Origin of the sequence: Anabaena azotica FACHB-119 (genome assembly GCF_014697625.1) — a bacterium.
GTDB lineage: Bacteria > Cyanobacteriota > Cyanobacteriia > Cyanobacteriales > Nostocaceae > Trichormus > Trichormus azoticus_A.
This window is the reverse complement of record NZ_JACJSG010000042.1, coordinates 42,731-58,735: the sequence shown is the minus strand read 5'-3', so window position 1 is coordinate 58,735 and position 16,005 is coordinate 42,731. Positions and strand designations below refer to the sequence as shown.

Annotated in this window: 18 protein-coding genes; 12 read left to right on the top strand and 6 right to left on the bottom strand. The window is 37.6% G+C overall.

Annotation, left to right across the window (positions count from 1 at the left end; translation table 11 throughout):
* Positions 1-24 precede the first annotated feature (24 nt).
* The 3 genes from H6G83_RS25600 to H6G83_RS25590 all read left to right on the top strand — a co-directional run bounded on the left by H6G83_RS25600 (position 25) and on the right by H6G83_RS25590 (position 1,350).
* Entirely contained in the window at positions 25-327 is a 303-nt protein-coding gene (locus H6G83_RS25600; protein ID WP_190477220.1) for a hypothetical protein, read from the top strand.
* A 42-nt stretch (positions 328-369) separates the two neighbouring features.
* The gene (locus tag H6G83_RS25595) at positions 370-975 is read left to right on the top strand and encodes a response regulator transcription factor (protein WP_190477218.1); all 606 of its coding nucleotides are present in this window, start codon (positions 370-372) and stop codon (positions 973-975) included.
* A 174-nt stretch (positions 976-1,149) separates the two neighbouring features.
* Positions 1,150-1,350, top strand: coding sequence for a hypothetical protein (locus tag H6G83_RS25590; RefSeq protein ID WP_190477215.1), 201 nt, complete (start codon positions 1,150-1,152; stop codon positions 1,348-1,350).
* A 46-nt stretch (positions 1,351-1,396) separates the two neighbouring features.
* Here the strand turns inward: H6G83_RS25590 and H6G83_RS25585 are convergent, their stop codons facing one another.
* Together H6G83_RS25585 and H6G83_RS25580 are read right to left on the bottom strand one after the other, a co-directional pair.
* Entirely contained in the window at positions 1,397-2,422 is a 1,026-nt protein-coding gene (locus H6G83_RS25585; RefSeq protein ID WP_190477214.1) for a hypothetical protein, read from the bottom strand.
* 84 nt (positions 2,423-2,506) lie between these two features.
* Positions 2,507-3,523 (bottom strand): protelomerase family protein, encoded by a 1,017-nt coding sequence (locus H6G83_RS25580; RefSeq protein ID WP_190477212.1) that lies wholly within the window; start codon positions 3,521-3,523, stop codon positions 2,507-2,509.
* Positions 3,524-3,889: 366 nt separating this feature from the next.
* On the opposite strand from H6G83_RS25580, the gene H6G83_RS25575 reads away from it, so the two are divergent.
* Positions 3,890-5,857, top strand: a complete 1,968-nt coding sequence (locus H6G83_RS25575) for a UvrD-helicase domain-containing protein (protein ID WP_190477210.1) — start codon at positions 3,890-3,892, stop codon at positions 5,855-5,857.
* A gap of 2 nt (positions 5,858-5,859) precedes the next feature.
* Here H6G83_RS25575 and H6G83_RS25570 read toward each other — a convergent pair whose 3' ends face one another.
* The 4 genes from H6G83_RS25570 to H6G83_RS25555 all read right to left on the bottom strand — a co-directional run bounded on the left by H6G83_RS25570 (position 5,860) and on the right by H6G83_RS25555 (position 7,134).
* Positions 5,860-6,084: a hypothetical protein gene (locus H6G83_RS25570; protein WP_190477208.1), complete on the bottom strand. Its 225-nt coding sequence runs from the start codon at positions 6,082-6,084 to the stop codon at positions 5,860-5,862.
* 48 nt (positions 6,085-6,132) lie between these two features.
* Positions 6,133-6,339: a hypothetical protein gene (locus tag H6G83_RS25565; RefSeq protein WP_190477206.1), complete on the bottom strand. Its 207-nt coding sequence runs from the start codon at positions 6,337-6,339 to the stop codon at positions 6,133-6,135.
* Positions 6,340-6,496: 157 nt separating this feature from the next.
* Positions 6,497-6,679: a hypothetical protein gene (locus tag H6G83_RS25560; protein ID WP_190477204.1), complete on the bottom strand. Its 183-nt coding sequence runs from the start codon at positions 6,677-6,679 to the stop codon at positions 6,497-6,499.
* 149 nt (positions 6,680-6,828) lie between these two features.
* Positions 6,829-7,134, bottom strand: coding sequence for a hypothetical protein (locus tag H6G83_RS25555; RefSeq protein ID WP_190477202.1), 306 nt, complete (start codon positions 7,132-7,134; stop codon positions 6,829-6,831).
* Positions 7,135-7,864: 730 nt separating this feature from the next.
* On the opposite strand from H6G83_RS25555, the gene H6G83_RS25545 reads away from it, so the two are divergent.
* The 8 genes from H6G83_RS25545 to H6G83_RS25510 all read left to right on the top strand — a co-directional run bounded on the left by H6G83_RS25545 (position 7,865) and on the right by H6G83_RS25510 (position 15,938).
* Positions 7,865-8,365, top strand: coding sequence for a hypothetical protein (locus H6G83_RS25545; RefSeq protein ID WP_190477199.1), 501 nt, complete (start codon positions 7,865-7,867; stop codon positions 8,363-8,365).
* The gene (locus H6G83_RS25540) at positions 8,319-8,930 is read left to right on the top strand and encodes a hypothetical protein (RefSeq protein WP_190477197.1); all 612 of its coding nucleotides are present in this window, start codon (positions 8,319-8,321) and stop codon (positions 8,928-8,930) included. The genes H6G83_RS25545 and H6G83_RS25540 overlap by 47 nt, the downstream gene beginning before the upstream one ends.
* Positions 8,931-9,037: 107 nt before the next feature.
* Positions 9,038-9,439: a hypothetical protein gene (locus tag H6G83_RS25535; protein WP_190477195.1), complete on the top strand. Its 402-nt coding sequence runs from the start codon at positions 9,038-9,040 to the stop codon at positions 9,437-9,439.
* Positions 9,405-9,842: a hypothetical protein gene (locus H6G83_RS25530; protein ID WP_190477193.1), complete on the top strand. Its 438-nt coding sequence runs from the start codon at positions 9,405-9,407 to the stop codon at positions 9,840-9,842. Before H6G83_RS25535 ends, H6G83_RS25530 begins: the two co-directional genes overlap by 35 nt.
* Before the next feature lie 15 nt (positions 9,843-9,857).
* Positions 9,858-10,076, top strand: coding sequence for a hypothetical protein (locus H6G83_RS25525; RefSeq protein ID WP_190477191.1), 219 nt, complete (start codon positions 9,858-9,860; stop codon positions 10,074-10,076).
* An 80-nt stretch (positions 10,077-10,156) separates the two neighbouring features.
* Positions 10,157-10,474 carry a hypothetical protein gene (locus tag H6G83_RS25520; RefSeq protein WP_190477188.1) on the top strand — a complete coding sequence of 106 codons (318 nt, stop codon included), beginning with the start codon at positions 10,157-10,159 and terminating at the stop codon, positions 10,472-10,474.
* Positions 10,475-10,483: 9 nt separating this feature from the next.
* Positions 10,484-11,968: a hypothetical protein gene (locus tag H6G83_RS25515; protein ID WP_190477186.1), complete on the top strand. Its 1,485-nt coding sequence runs from the start codon at positions 10,484-10,486 to the stop codon at positions 11,966-11,968.
* Positions 11,969-12,437: 469 nt separating this feature from the next.
* Positions 12,438-15,938, top strand: coding sequence for a plasmid replication protein, CyRepA1 family (locus H6G83_RS25510; protein WP_190477184.1), 3,501 nt, complete (start codon positions 12,438-12,440; stop codon positions 15,936-15,938).
* Positions 15,939-16,005 lie beyond the last annotated feature (67 nt).

Sequence of the window (16,005 nt, the reverse complement as noted above, 5' to 3'; positions counted from 1 at the left end):
TACCTATAAACTGTGGAGAAAACTATGTCATTATTTGAAATTCAATTCATTAATTCTGAATCTATTAGGTTGCTAGGTTTTTGTGACGATAATACTTTGCGTATACTTTTAGAGTATGGCATTGCTTACGATTATTTCGATGTTCCTAAGACTCTGTTTGAAGAATTATCCACCGCTTATGGTAAATCTGCGGCTGTTAACTTTCGGGCTGTACTTAGTCCCTACGGGTATCAATGTTTAGACGACAAGGTAGTAGAAAACTTTCTGCTGGCGATTTTTGAAAGTAATGCCAACGTAGAATCACTGTTGATAATTGAGGCTGTTTAAATGAATTGTATACTTTAGGTGCATTATTGATAAGGAGGGGGATTGAAAGTTCCGAAGTCAGAGTACGCAGCCATAGCTGCTGCTTATAATAATGGTTTGAGCCAAAGTGCGATCGCATCCAGATATCATGTGTCTCATGTCGCTATCGGCAAAATCTTGAGAAAAATAGGCCATCCCACCAGAATGGGAAATTCACCATTTTATCAAGAGGAAATTAAATCAAATCATGATTATATTGTGCAAGCGTATAAGCAAGGCCATAGCTATACAAAAATTGCTGAAGATTTAGAAATCAATAACTCTACAGTGATTTGGGTGCTACAAAAAGCGGGAGTGTGGCATCCAAGTGAGAGAGAGCTAGACCAAAATTTACTGTTAAGCATTGCATCTTCTTACAACCTTGGTATTGGCATTGCAGCGATTAAAAAAAGGTTTTCTTGTTCTGAGGGGACTGTTTATTTTGCGCTCAGTCATCATAAAGTTGAGATTCGTCCTCGTGGTTTTGCCCAAAAAGCCAGAGGTATGACAAATGCTATTCGATTTAATGAACTTTTGAAACTGGGATATTCTTTTCAAGAAATAGCAGAGGAATTAAACTTTTCCGAAAAGCATATTAAAAATATGGTCAGCAAATATTTTCCTACTTAGTTTATGGACTACGAGTCGAGGCTATCTCCCAACAGGAAATAGCCTCATTTGGCTTAGAAGACATAACTCCTCAAGAATCGGAAACTGTGTTAGTATTTTTATCAACAATGAAAATTTGGAAACCAGTTTACGAAAAACTTACAGTCCTATAAATTAAGAAAATCAGGAGTAAATATGGAGCAGATAGTACCTGATAACATAGAATTAATGCAGCAGTCACCGTCTGTAAAATCTCTAGGGCTACTAAGGGGCAAGGAAGATATTTCAATTTTCATTCCTACAAGTATAGCTGATGATTTTAGTATGGTTTGTGATTATAAAAATCTTCTAAAAATAGAGCCTGAGCCGGAGTTGATTGTTCTAAATTATAAGTAATTCCTGACAAAATAAAGGGTAGATAAATATCTACCCTTTATTGAATTTAAGCAACATCTAAACCGTCGGGAACAACCTTAGCTAAATCAATAGCTTCTGTTATTTTTATTTTTTTATTACGGTTGTCGTAGGGGTTTAAATCATGTTTTTTGTTATGGTCATCGAGCCTAGTTTGATAGGATTCTAAGATTTTGTTAATGGTAGCTGGTTTACTTCCAGTTAATTTCTGAATGGCAGTTTGATTAACGTGCCATTTTTGTTCTTTTTCAGTGCATTGATTATTGTGATTCTCTAATGCAAAAATAGCTCTCCTGGTGAGTTCAACCGCCCTGTTAGGATGGGTTTTGTATTTTTCACTTGTTAACAATTCCTGGGTAGGAACTGCACTTAAATCTTCGACCGCCATTTTACTCTTACCCGCTACTGTCTTGGCATAGACAGAGCAAGCCCTTTGAACAAATTCAGGCAAAGGAATACCTGCTATGGCGATCGCTTCTTCCACCAGTTGAGTGTCTTCCTCGCCCAGCAATAGCTGAGGTAAATCTTTTATGTCTGTTACGGTTACTTCCTTCACCTGCGGCATTATTTCCTCCGCCTGCTGATTGTTAGTAGCTTCCTGGGACGGCTGATCGACTGCCTGCCCATCCTCAAAGCTTGCCCTATACTTTTCTCTTGCCTCATCCCCGACAACATCCCATCTGCTTTCATTGCTAGTTGCAAACCAGAAAGCCAGATGCTCATATCTCTGTCGCTGCTCCTTTGGAAGTTTGCTATATTCCCTTTCTCTAGAAGATGTGTAGTAATAGCCGGGGGTTGCTTTGTCTACATCTGGAAACACAGATGCAATTTGAGCAACAAATGTAGTCCTGACTCTTCTAATAGAGTCAGTGCGAATTTCTTCTCTAATCGGACTCCAGTATTTTAATACAATTTCTCTTATAGATTGTTCATCAGTAATACCGTTAAGTTCATGGGCGCAGATGCCCCCTAATCTAGCTCCCCAGGCATCATTGCTTTCTCCGCGTAGTTTTTGTATATTTTCGCTCATAACACTAATAACACTTTGGTTCATAATTATATATTGCAACTTTAAGTTTGTATCCCTATACTAGTTAGCTTGTTTTTAAATGTCAAGAGGATTAGTATAGGGATTTAGCTATGCTTTGGTCACTGTCCCTGCCTTGATTGAAAATCGTTGATAGGTTTGGATGGTATTTTCGTCCTCGTCTCCCAAAATTTTCTTAGCATAGGAGATGTAATCAAACGGATCAATCGCAGCATTAATAATGCTTGCTCTAAAATAAGCAGCTCTAAATTTGTGGTAGGTCATTTCTGGAATAATTTCCCAATCCTTGGCGGCTTGATTGAGAACTTTAGACCAACGGCGATTAACCCTGTCCGTGTCTTCGTCAGGTGGCAGGCGTTTATTTTTACTGTTCAGCCAGTTTAAGGCAAAACAGACAAGCTTGGCTGGTAAAAGGGTTGGTATGCGAAAAATGACATCTTTAAGGCTTTTACCTTCAATTCGCCTGCTTTTACCCTTAAGTTGACCATTAAACGCGATTTCATACTCACCAACTAGCTCAAACTTAGCTGATAGATGAACTTCTGCCATTCGGCGGCCTGTGGCCAGTGCGATCGCGCAGCTAACATCTTTCCAATCAATACCTTCCTCATCCCCGGAGGCAATCCTAGTTAATAAGTTGTTGGCTCTATTTAGGTAAGAGGTAAGGTCTATTTCAATCCTAGACTCTGGTTGGCTTCGTTCTTTAACCTGCTGTTTGTAAACAAAATTTTGACGCTCCTTGTAACTAGCAAACTGATAAGAGAGTGCTTCCCCAAAGTGAGTAATAATCGTTAAAACTGGATTGTAAAGCGCTTTGTCGTTAAGCTGTGTTTTTGCAGATGCCCTAAGTGCTTTTTTGAGGGCTGTAATCTGCCTCAAACAAGTGCCATAAGTTTTCTCATCTTCCGGCCTATCGTCTGGATAGGCAATTTTAAGATTTTTCGCTTCAATCGCCGCTAATCTCTCCCAGCCCAGTAAATCACCAGTTCCTTTTTTACGCTGGCTTATCTTAAAAGGCGCTAGTGCCTCAAATTGAGGTAGTAAACTTGCAACACGTTCATCTATGTAAGTGTTTTCTACCTGACAACCAAGTTTAGCTTTATTCATTCCTTGTTTACCTACTAAATAACTAGATAATATACTTATTTTAAAGTAAATAAGGAATATACAAAAGTATTTATATATAGATAAATCTTTTAATACAAGAATGTGGAATAGATATATGCTTATACAAAACCTCTTGTCATAAAATTACAAATGGTTTAGTATATAAATAAATTTTTCGGCACTCAAAACTAGAGTGTTAGAAGAAATAGCAGTTAAATTCAGATTTTATTAAATTGAATAATATAGCCAATTCGGAAAGTAAGAATGTAGTCGTAATTTAGTGTTATTCAGACATATTTAATAGCTGATATGCCGTGTACACAGCATATAAGCTATTATTTACTTAATATTAAAAAGCCAAATGCTATGGCAAGAGGAAATCCAAATCCAAAAACAGATCATTTACCAAAGCAGAAGACTATTTGGAACAATCTACCTACAGAACTTGGGAGATATCCCCAAGTTTTTAAAGAAAACATTTCAACATATGCCAGGGCGCTTGATGGGCAATGTAGCCCGTTCGAGGCGATTATTCCTTTGTTAGATAAACTTAGCAAGGATGAGTTAGAGCAAATTAAACTGGCTATAGAATGCTTGTCTAGTGCTAACACCACACAAGAATCTCAGAAGCAGGAAAATTCGCCTCCTACAGTTGAGCGATCGCTTCAAGTCACAGAGTCTTCCCATAGCCTAAAGAGTGAAATTGCTGTGTACACAGCAAATAAGGACACAACAGAGTTAAACCCTGTAGAAATAGAAGAACTACGGTCGAAATATGGCTTTTTACCTTCCAAATACCAATTAGGGATTATTGAGTGGGTGCTGAGTGGAAAGGGAAACGGCTGCTGTAATGCGGTCGCGGGTTCTGGGAAGAGTACCACGCTTCTGATAGTCGCTAAGGCCCTTTGGCAAGCAGGTTTCAAACCTAACGATATTAAGATTTGTGTTTTTGGGAAAAATAACTCAAATCATTTAATTAAGAAGTTTGGCCCCCTGTGGAAAAGCTCAATAAGCACGCTTCATAGTGCAGCGTTTAGTTTGGTTCGCCGGGAGCTTAATGTTAAACATAGTGAAGAAATCACAGTTTCTAAGCTGAAATATCAACGTATTGCCCAGAGCCTAGACTTAATTCCTAAACGTGGTTTGAAAGTAGGTAGACTTTGGGCAGAAAACATAATTAGCAATGATGATGATTTTCTTAAGTTAATTGATTTAGTGCGGCTGTCTCATCAACAGCCCACAGCAGAAGTTGTGAATGCGATCGCTGCACATCACGAAATTGAAACTGTACAGCAGCCTCAGCTAGTTGCCCAGTGGATTGCTCGTTGCCTTCAGATTGGCGAAGAGTGGGCAATTACACAAAAAAAGCTAGATTTTACTGACCAGATTTGGCTGGCTGTTAAATGGCGATTACACGAACGTCCTTGGTTTAAGCCTTACAGATTTGTCCTTGTTGATGAGTGCCAAGACCTGAACCCGTTGCAACTAACGTTTGTTTTAAGTCTCATAGGTAACATTGGTCGTATTCTAGGGGTCGGAGATCCGCAGCAGAGCATCTTTGGCTATGCCGGGGCTGATAATCAAAGCTACTATAATCTAGTCAGGCTGACCCAAGCAGCAGAACTCCCTTTATCAATATGCTATCGTTGTCCGCGCAGCCATATTGCGTTGGTTAAAAAGATTTTTCCTCACATCCCAATTGAACCGGCCCCAGATGCTATTGAGGGAGTAATCCATCAAATAGAAGAAAAAGGTGTTGAAAATTTCCTTCAAAACGGTGACGTAATCATCAGCCGCAAAAATGCTCCATTAGTTAGCTTGTGCATTAAATTAATCGGCTTGGGGATGAAGGCAAATGTTTTGGGTCGTGATGTTGGCGATTCTCTTAAAAAGGAACTCGATTTAATAGCAAAATTACCAGGGTATAGTTTTCAATTTTTTAATGATGCGATCGCCCAATACCAAGCTGTGAAACTAGAGCGTTATCGTGACTTAGATAATGAGGATGAACTGAGACAGAAATTGTTAGATAAATTGGAAGCAATTTTAACTATCTACCAATCTCACACAGCAGCTACAAGTATTGAAAATTTAAAATCTTATATCGATGAAATATTCAGTGATGAGAAATCTGCAATAACTTTATCTAATATCCACAAGTTTAAAGGAGGTGAAGGTGAAAGAATAGTTATTTATAAACCTAAAGATGTGCCTATGACATGGAGAAATCAACTTGCTTGGCAGGAGGAGCAAGAGAGAAATTTATTATATGTTGCGTTAACCCGCAGTAAAAGAGAGTTATTTATTGTTGGTGAAGCAAATTGGTTTAATTAACATTACAATTGAGTTTCATCTATTTCTTCTTGCTGCCAGGGTCTTTCAGCTTGAGTAATAGCATTTTCCAAAAAATTACGTGCATCGGTAATACGTCCTTGATTTATTTCATGTAGTGCGTATCTACAATACTCTAAAACTTCGATAAATCGGGTTTCGTAAGTATCGGGAATATTTTTTTTATTTATATACTCTAGTGCATCGCCGCCGATGTGGGGATTAGTCATAAATTTAAAGTAAGTAAACAAAAACAAATATTAGTATTATACCCTTGATCAATCAGGAAATTTTAACTCTCTCTTATCATTGCATTGAATTACATCGAAGATAAACTCAGGGTCTATTCCAAGCATCTCTACGGTTTCCTGAGCTTTTTGATAGTCAGGGGTACTCCAAGCAGCTTCTAAATCAGTAGTACGCCTACCATTCTTTGCCAACCAAGCACCATTTAGTAAAATTACAAATTCTGACAATGGAACCATGTTAAATCTATGTAAATAACACAATTATTTGTCCCGATTACCAATACTGTATCTTTATAGAAAGACGAGTTCAACTCGCCTTTTTTCTATTCAATATGGTTTCCGGCTTTAATTAAAACCGGAATTAAACCACAATATTCTGAAAGAATGAAACTAATTACTCAATTATTTCTACTGCTGTCTCTAGGTCTTGAATTGCAAAATCTAACTGTTCAATAAAATTTTCATCTACATTTTCGTCATCTTCATCATTAATAATTTGCTGAATTTCAGCAATTAAATTATTAACTTTTTCTACAAGTTCTGGTTTCTTTTTCATGGTGTCAAGTAGATAATTCATTATCTATACACTAACCCATTTATAAATAGATTACAAGGGAGTTTGTATAGAGATATTTACAGGTTTTATGTTTAAACCAATTGATTTATCTATGGACTAGTGCTTTTATACAGTTTTAACTTTGAATCCTACGAGGATTATGGAAACGTCTAATTTATTTCTTGAGATTCGATTATATCCCAAGCGACAATTTTGGGTTCGTGGGTAAAAATATCAAGGTCAATAATAAATTCATAGATATTGAGACTTTTTTCAATTTCGTCTTCGGCAAGATGTTTGAAAGTAATGACGGCATCTACCCAAAATTTTTTGCGATCGCCGTCATCATATTTAATTTCTGTATCAATAATCTCAACAGATAAACATAAACTTTGCTCAAATAGCAGCCCTTGTAATGACAGCAGCCATTGATGGGCTAAAACTAAAAATTCGTCACTTTGACTAGGTGGACTCATATAAAGTTGATGCAGCTTATATGGTCTTCAAAATACCCCTTTTTAGGCATTTTTCAGCATTTTTGAGTATGGTTGTATAAAGCGGCGAAAATGCTGTTAGCCTGCTACAGCAAGCGATGTATGAGTCTGCATCACTATAAAAGCATCAAAAATATCATTATTAAATGGTAAAATTTTGCGCCGAGCCAGTTGCTTGTAACATGACTGTAACTATTGCTAGAAACTAAATGTGCAGGTGTGCAAGGATAAAGCAGAAAGGTCTGCATAGTACAACGAAAATTCAATACTTCTGTACTATGAGCAAAGATAATTCTAGCGGCGCTGCGGCGGCTCTAGGTTGCTAATCCGATTTGCCCAAATTGTCATAGTAATTAGTAAGTATGTATGCGGCCTGGGACGAAACACTTCTCATCTCCTGCTGTGATTCACTTACAAGCTTTACGTAAATATCTTCTGGCAAGATAACAGTAACTTTCTTCGGTTTTTGGCTTTGATTTTCACTCATGACATTAAATATTTGTACTCTTAACAGAATAACCCCATACCAGATATTCCAAGCATTTATCAGAATTTTCCAGATTCTCTTACCGGATATTCTAGTGATTTATAACAATTTTCGGCTTTTTTCTTATAGAATATGAGTTTTTCAGCTTTTATGAATTTTTCGGAGTTTTTCAGAACTTTTCAGAATTTTCTGCTATAGTGAATCCATGCAGACAGGATGAAGGAGATGATTAAGACGAAAAAATCGGCTGTTTACCGCTACGCCAAGGAACATAAGCAGTATGAGAAGTTTCTAGGAAGCAATAGACGCAAAGTCAAAGTCTCTCAAACTGCTTTCAGGCGTATAAGAAGGTTATTGGAATCTCAGAATATGCCAATAACTACAGAAAACTTATACATTATTGCGAAATTGAAGCAAGAAGCTAAGGCACACAATTTGAGGTTGGATTTTCTACTTTCCTCATTCTTAACGTTCTCAGCTTTATTGCCTGCTGAAAAAAACGGGCAATTGACTGGTGAGGCGCTGTATTTGTGGCTAAGTAATGCCACTAAAAATAAGCCGCATCGGACAACCATTCAAAGATGGATACCGAATTATAAGGCCTTAAATAATTACAATTTCTATCAAGTTTCAATAGCAGTGGTTCACGCATTCTCTTACAATCTCAGGAGTAATACCAATGGCTTTAGAACGGAAGGATTACGAAGCAGTAAGATATCAGCTTAAGAAGCTTGTTGGGGAAGACAAGTACAACCTCAACAAGTATACTAATAACGAGATTAGAATTGCAGCCGAAAATTTTCAAGAATTTGACCCTGTAGCAATAGCTAACCAGGTAGTAGCAAATCGCTCTACTGAAATAGTTCAAGAAACAAATGCAGAGATAGAAAGTGAACAATCAAAAGCACTGACTATTTCTGAGAAGCGTTCCCTAGCAAAGATGCAAGCTAGTTATATGGGAATTGCTTTAAGTGAAATTGAAATAGAACAAATAGTAAGCAGTGCAAGCAATGAAATAACAGATAATATTGAATTTCTATTAGAAGTTAAAGGGCTTATACAAGCCTACTTGGCAAATAGAAATGCCATGTTTCAAAGACAAACATCTGGGATTGTTGAAGACATTGTAGACGTGATAAACGCTGGCAACGATGAGTTAGCCAGAATTACAGAGGACACCAATGAGACATTGAGAGGCATTGTTGAAAAATGCAATGGAATGAAAGAGGATTACAAAAGTCCCTACAAATCTCGTTTGGAAAGTATACGAGAGCTACTTAAGGTTCCTTAAATTCCCGTATTATCAATCAATTCATACCAAGGAATCTAATAATCTATGTATGTCTTACAAATTGATACTTTCAATAATTCTTGCCTTTTCTATAGCGGTTCTTTTTTATGGAACGGCCTCCCATAGACCAAGAGCAGACCGAGAAACGGAGACAATCGGCATCCCGGTTTATCCGGCCACAAATTACCCTATCCGATAATGGGGATTTGATAATTAAGGGGGAAATTCCCCCTGAACAAATTCAAGCCCTTACAGATGCAGCTATCCTTAAACAAAAGCTGTTTCAGGAACAGAATAAGGCTCTTAGAGATGCAGCGATTCTTAAGGAACAGCTATTTCAGGAGTACCAGCAAGAAATTAAACGTTCAAGCGATCGCACAGCTTTATTAATAGGAGCAATGTTAGCTGGTTTGTTAGGGTTATCAGTTTTTATGGTTTGTAACACTAAACCGCAACCAACATTAGGAGATAACAATGCTGTCCAGTCTGTTCCCGTCTTTTTTCGGTAAAAGCGATAATGGAGGTACAAATTTAAGCTCTGGAGGAACCCCAGGACAACTTAATGGCGACACTAAAAATGTAATCTTTAGCTATGCAAGTATTCCTGATACAGTAAGCCAAAAAGATGTCGATGAAGTAGCTAGAGATTGTGGTGAAATTGAAGCGGATGGAGTTCTTATGAAAGTCTGGAGCGAACACGCCCTTAACGCACAGAGGGCAGCTTTAAGTAATTTGGATACCAGAATTAATCATGCCCAAGCTGCAATGGGCAATGAAGAAAATTACAGGAAAAAAATTTCTAAACATGGCAAAAACTATTTAGCACATCGAATAGATGTTAATGCCACTAAACAAAATTTTGACGGTTATCAAAACGTTTTGAGTAACGCTGAATCAACGATTGCATTCTAAGAGGTAAAATGACCAATGGCTAGAGATATAAGGATGGTAAGTAATTGTGTTTCGATTGAATTAACTCTGATAAATAAAATTGAGGTTCTTAAGGAGACAGCAAGGCTTATCTTAGAAGATAATCAATATAAGGAAATCGCAAATTCATACTCTCCTGATGTAGCAATTCCAGATGTAATTACTGCATCAGATGAACTGCTAAGTGAGATTGCAAGCAGAAATCAAATTAAGTGATTAATGAAATGTCATTAATCACAGCAATTAAGCAACTTAATTTGTATTTAGGTTGCTTAATTTACTTAAAGGGTTAATATATGGAAAACAAAACAGAAGATAAAAAACAGCGAATTGATGACATAACTAGGATGATTTCATATAGTTTCGCAGGATTTTCATTATCCCAATTATTGGGATTTTTACAGACTGCATTTAACTTTTGGCAAGCATCATTAATTATGGGATTAATAATGATGGTTTCCCTAGTACCGGGATTGCTAGAGCATTCGACAACACAATCAAAATTTAATGGAAACCTGCATAAACCATTAATTATCAGCTTTTACATTCCTTCACTAGTTTTAATTGGAATACTTTTTGCTGGCTTTGTTATAGGTTCAATTGTAGCATTATGAGAGTTATTTATGAGTAGCATACTTGATTTTGATAAGATTTCTCTTTCTCTAAATAGGAAGAAAACACTCAGAAATATAATAATAATTAGTGCAATAATCCTAAATTTTCTTCCCCTATTCCTGAAAGACAAAATTAATCAAAATGCAAAATTGATGCTTATGTTGGGAGGAGTAATCACTTCTTTTATGTGTTTAAAATTGCCTGATATTGAGCATGAGAGCAAGATAGAAAAAACACGTAAAGACACAGAATTAAAGTTCTTAAAAACTGCTCTTACTGGAGAGGTCGCTAAAAAACAGACAATCTTGGAGATTGCAAATCAGCAAGAAATTACCCAAATAGTAGAGCGTGTACCTTTCTGGCAGAAAGGCTATTTTGCCGTAAAATATGGTGTCCAGAACCTTCTTACACCTGAAATATCTCATAGTGAAGATGAAGAACCTATAGAAGAAACACCATCTGTAATTGTAAAAAAAAGTATATTTGAATCTACTATAGAACGGGCTGAGGAAGAAAGCGGTATCATCCTTGATTGGATGAAAAAAGCTTTAACACAATCCTGTTTTCTAGGCGGTAAAAAACGAAGTGGAAAAACTTATTTGATGAAGTGGTTATTGGGGGCATATACTTCTCAATGCCGAGAGCATGATATATTTTTTATAAGTGACCCTCACTATGACAATGTTGATTTCGATGATCCCTGGATTAATGAAGAAGCTGATAAGAAGCTAATTTCAGTAGGTCGTTTGGTGAAATCTGAGAAAGACACCCTAAAAATGCTGAATGAGGTTTTAGGGCTATTTGAAACTAGAAAAACTAAAGGATTAACGATTAAAAAAGGTGTGGGCTTAGTTAGGTTGTTTTTAGATGAGGTAGATTCTTATTCTCCAGAGAGCCAGGAAGTAATATCAGCTATTGTAAAAACCATTGAATATGAAGCGGCTAAGTACGGCTTTACTTGTGTTGTTGGTGTCCATTCCATCAAGAAAGGCGAAATGGGAATAGATTCGTCAGTTGTTGATTCTATGTTACAGATACTATTCGCCGGAATAGTTCTTGATTCTAATAGCGTTTTGTCCGGGGCCTTCCCCGGAATGCCAGCCCGTAAAAGGGCTATAGAAGCCTATAAGAGAGAGTTCAATACAAGTCGTATTGTTTACATAAAATACGATACCGATTGCTTTATTTCACACATACCTGATTTGGTTTTACCTCAAATCGAAATAGTTGATGAAACAAGCGATGTTGACGATTCAAATGAAAATTATCAACAAGCGGATAATCAATCTGATAAATCTCCTGAAAAAGAAAAAATAGACCCGATAGCACGAATTGAAAAATGGTGCATCCTCTGTATGGATGAGTTTCAAAGATATCCTAATAAATCGCAAATCAGGCAAGCATGGAAGGAATATACAGGAGTTATCCTGCATGATCTGGGGCTAGAATTGCTATTGAGCGAACTTAAGAAAAAGGGTATTGACATAACTTGACAAACGCTTAGTTTTGCGATCGCTCAATAAAGCCAAAGAAAAGTAATTTTTTGATTTTATCTTTGTAGTTCAACTAAAAAATGATTAAATATTTCTATATACAAAATATGTACTTTATGAAAAAATACTGAGTTAATTTAATACATCGGTTACAGGCAGGTAAAAAAAATGGCAACCTCTAGATAAAAGGGCGTTTCCTGTCCTGTAGGTAGTAGAACTAGATCCGCGTACAGATTACCAGTCTGTCCTTTAACTAGAAGAAACCACTTCTAAGTTAATGTTATTCAAAAATTCTACTATCTACATTAGCAAGAAATTGAAAATTTATCTAGTGGTTGTCCAAAAAAATGGACAACTATATGCGTAAAAACCTTATTTTTCGTCAAAATCAGAATAATTCAGAAATTATTAACCCATTTCAGATAATTTCTTTCAATCAACTTAATAAAGCATCCCAGGAGGCAAGTGTATGAAGCCTCAAGGGTTTGCGAAAGTAAAATCACTACGGAAATCACTACAGCAACAGACCAGACAGATTTTCAGGGATATAAGGCTAGGGGAAAGAAAATACAGTCTAAGCCCCTTACAGGAAATCTCACAAATTGAATCTACTCATCAATCCCCTGATAACATCGGACAGCCAGAAAAACCGATTTTAATTGAGGCACAAGAACTAAAATATCCAGCCTTAGAAGAAGATTTGATTTTTGGCGAAATCAACAATGCCCTATGGAAAGAATTTAGGGAAAGCGCGATCGCCGACGACATCGCCCTTTTAAATTTCAAGGAACTGGAGGGCAACACACCATTTGAATATCTCCTGTACTCCGATAAAATCAGCCGCCGCAATGACGGACGGCTGCGCGACGGCGACATGAGGCGATATGCCCACCTATCAAACGGCGGCTGGTGGTGCAGTGGTATCAATATCCTGAATTGGCAAGATGCCGAGTGGGGATGCTTCAAGCCAAATACCCCCCGCATCGATGAGGAGAAAGGGAAGCCAATTAAGTACGAACACCCACCCAAAGTTGACACAGAGATTTTCGCCCTACGTGTCCCCCGGCGCATTTGGGAGTTGGTCAGCCGCCGCTACGAAGTGGAGTTGCCAGATGATTATCTGGAGTCGTCAACTTACAGTGATTTCTGGTATTGGGTACGGGATGATGCCAGGATTCCCATAATTATTTGTGAAGGCGCTAAGAAAGCTGCTGCTATTCTCAGCTGTGGGTATGTGGCGATCGCATTGCCGGGGATTCGGAATGGATATCGCCAGCCTAAAAATGAGTACGGCGAAATTTCCGGCCCTCCAAGATTAATCCCCCAGCTTGCGGCCTTAGCCCAGCAGGGGAGACGGATCTATTTCTGCTTTGATGCCGACACGAAGCGGAATACCATTAGAGATGTAAATCATGCGATCGCCAAAACTGCAAAGCTTTTCTCCCTACGGGGCTGCGAAATTAGAATCATGGCTTGGCATTCGGCGTTGGGGAAAGGGATTGATGATGTGTTGGCTGCTTATGGCAGTAACCAACTCGACAAAATTTATATTGATGCTCTTACCCTTGACGAGTGGAATACTAAGCAGCTAAAGCGCCTCACATACACGCCGGATTTGAGCCTAGACCAGCGATACCTGGGGGAAATACAAATTCCCCAAGATAAGCAGCTAATAGCCCTTAAATCCCCAAAAAATACAGGAAAAACTTATTTCTTCGCCTGGGCAACAGACCCAGTGATACGCAGTGGCGAGAGAAAGGTACTTGTCATTACCCACAGGGTACAGTTGGGGCTGCAAATAGTTGAGCGGCTAGGACTACCCTTTGTTACGGAAACTGGGCAGAGTTACCAGGGTTCTCATTTTGGCATGGGGCTTTGTATTGATAGCTTACACCCCAAATCACAGGCTAAATTCAATCCTGATGATTGGAAAGGATGCTGGATAATTTTAGATGAAATCATGCAGTTGATTTGGCATCTTATGAATAGTTCTACTTGCTCAAAAGAGCGAGTAGCTATTATCAAAACGTTTAAGCAATTACTTTTTAATGTTGTTAATTATGGTGGAAAGATTTTTATTGCTGATGCCGACTTAAATGATATTGCAATTGATTTTATAAAAGGTGTCTTAGGGGAAGATATTGACACTTTTATAGTAGAAAACACCTTTAAATTTGTACAGCCCTGGAAAGTCAGCTTAGTTAGTGGTCGTAATCCAGCAAGATTAATAAACATCCTAACTGAGAAAATAAAAGAGGGTAAAAAATGCTTTGTCTGTCTTTCAGGTCAAAGACCTAGTTCTCGCTGGGGTTCCTCTAATCTGGAATCATACTATCAAAAGAAATTTCCTGAATTAAAAATATTAAGAATTGATTCCAAGACTGTAGAAAATCCTAAGCATCCTGCTTTTGGTTGTACTGCTAAATTGAATGAAATAGTTAAAGATTATGATTTAATTCTTAGTACACCAACTATTGAAACTGGTGTATCAATTGAGGTTGAACAATTTGATTTCGTTTTTGGTATATTTCAAGGTGTCCAAACACCGGATAGTGTAAGACAACATCTATCACGTTATCGCCCTCCGGTTCCCAGATTTATTTGGTTAAATGGCATAGGAATTAATAAAGTTGGCAATGGTTCAAACAACGTTAAAGTCCTGCTGTCTGGGGAATACAGGAAAAATAGGGCGAACATTAAAAAGCTGTCTGAATTAGGTTTTGAAGATGAGATAGAAACTGGGTTTGAGAACATCTATGTGAATACTTGGGGCAAACTAGGGGCAATAATTAATGATGGAATGAACAAGTATTCTAAACAGATTATTGCTGACTTAAAAGAGGAAGGACATATAATTTCTGAGTACGAAATCGAGGAGAATAAAGAGGCTGAAGTAGAAGCGACAAAGCAAGAAGTTTACGAGAATAGGGATGAAGAATATTTAAAACATTGTGAGAAAGTGGCAGCATCCGAATCTGTCTCTGATGAAAAATTTCAGAAATTAGATAAGCAACGGTGTAAGACAGAAGAAGAACAGTTGCAGCATCGAAAAGGGGAGTTAGAAAGGCGATACTTAACAACAATTACGCCCAATATAGTTGAAAAAGACGATAGTAAGTGGCACTCGCAAATTAGATTACATTACTATTTTGATGCTGGTAGAGAGTTTTTATCGGACAGAGACAAGGGGTTGATGTCTAATGCTTTGAGAAATGGTGACGGCGACTATTTCATGATTGATACAAATAAAAATTTTATCAGTAAAAAGATAGACGCTCTGAATTGGTTAAAATTTGACCAGTTGCTCAAGTCCAAAGAAATTAGTAATAACGATGAATTTGCGATAGAATTATTCAATAAATGTAAGAGATTCTCTTATGATTTAAAATTAATCCTGGGGATTAATTTCTTAAAAACAAACACCCCAATTGAGGTAATTCAGAGATTACTTTCATTAATTGGGTATAAACTCCCAATGCTACGCAAGCAAGGGAAGCGTGGCAATCAGGTAAGAATTTACGGTACGCCAGCACCAGATTTCAAGAAAAAGGATGATGGTAAGTTAATCCTTGTTGACGGTGCAGCCGTACCAGTCCCCGATAATCGTGATGATGTATTTGCTGCATGGTTACAACGAGATGCCCTAACCAGAGAAAAAGCTTTAATTGCAAAACTGGAAGCAGAGGCACAGGCGGCCGCCATGATGCAAGATGTGATCGCAGATATGCCAAAGCTTTTACAAGTAGGAAGTGAGAAATCATCAGTTCAAATGTCGCACAGTATTTCATTTACTGTAGAGGAATGGACTGAAGAGAATAGCTTGAATTACTTAATTGAGTGCTTACTGCTGTGCGATTCGGCGGAAATGTTAGGCGAATTGAAAGAGGTTTTCCCTGCGATCGCTGTCAAAGTAGCCGTTGAAAAGCTGCCCATAGAAAAGCAGGAGATGATAAACAGATGGCAAGAATAAGCCTCTACTAGCAATTCATTTCATTAATTTTATTAGGCAAACCAAAAATTTACTTTCTTGGAGTTAA

Coding starts and splice junctions, on each gene's coding strand:
- H6G83_RS25555 (WP_190477202.1), bottom strand. CDS start 7,134: ATGAGTCCACCTAGTCAAAGTGACGAATTTTTAGTTTTAGCCCATCAA.
- H6G83_RS25585 (WP_190477214.1), bottom strand. CDS start 2,422: ATGAACCAAAGTGTTATTAGTGTTATGAGCGAAAATATACAAAAACTA.
- H6G83_RS25590 (WP_190477215.1), top strand. CDS start 1,150: ATGGAGCAGATAGTACCTGATAACATAGAATTAATGCAGCAGTCACCG.
- H6G83_RS25525 (WP_190477191.1), top strand. CDS start 9,858: ATGGCTAGAGATATAAGGATGGTAAGTAATTGTGTTTCGATTGAATTA.
- H6G83_RS25600 (WP_190477220.1), top strand. CDS start 25: ATGTCATTATTTGAAATTCAATTCATTAATTCTGAATCTATTAGGTTG.
- H6G83_RS25530 (WP_190477193.1), top strand. CDS start 9,405: ATGCTGTCCAGTCTGTTCCCGTCTTTTTTCGGTAAAAGCGATAATGGA.
- H6G83_RS25560 (WP_190477204.1), bottom strand. CDS start 6,679: ATGAATTATCTACTTGACACCATGAAAAAGAAACCAGAACTTGTAGAA.
- H6G83_RS25580 (WP_190477212.1), bottom strand. CDS start 3,523: ATGAATAAAGCTAAACTTGGTTGTCAGGTAGAAAACACTTACATAGAT.
- H6G83_RS25565 (WP_190477206.1), bottom strand. CDS start 6,339: ATGGTTCCATTGTCAGAATTTGTAATTTTACTAAATGGTGCTTGGTTG.
- H6G83_RS25575 (WP_190477210.1), top strand. CDS start 3,890: ATGGCAAGAGGAAATCCAAATCCAAAAACAGATCATTTACCAAAGCAG.
- H6G83_RS25520 (WP_190477188.1), top strand. CDS start 10,157: ATGGAAAACAAAACAGAAGATAAAAAACAGCGAATTGATGACATAACT.
- H6G83_RS25515 (WP_190477186.1), top strand. CDS start 10,484: ATGAGTAGCATACTTGATTTTGATAAGATTTCTCTTTCTCTAAATAGG.
- H6G83_RS25540 (WP_190477197.1), top strand. CDS start 8,319: ATGGCTTTAGAACGGAAGGATTACGAAGCAGTAAGATATCAGCTTAAG.
- H6G83_RS25535 (WP_190477195.1), top strand. CDS start 9,038: ATGGAACGGCCTCCCATAGACCAAGAGCAGACCGAGAAACGGAGACAA.
- H6G83_RS25570 (WP_190477208.1), bottom strand. CDS start 6,084: ATGACTAATCCCCACATCGGCGGCGATGCACTAGAGTATATAAATAAA.
- H6G83_RS25545 (WP_190477199.1), top strand. CDS start 7,865: ATGATTAAGACGAAAAAATCGGCTGTTTACCGCTACGCCAAGGAACAT.
- H6G83_RS25510 (WP_190477184.1), top strand. CDS start 12,438: ATGAAGCCTCAAGGGTTTGCGAAAGTAAAATCACTACGGAAATCACTA.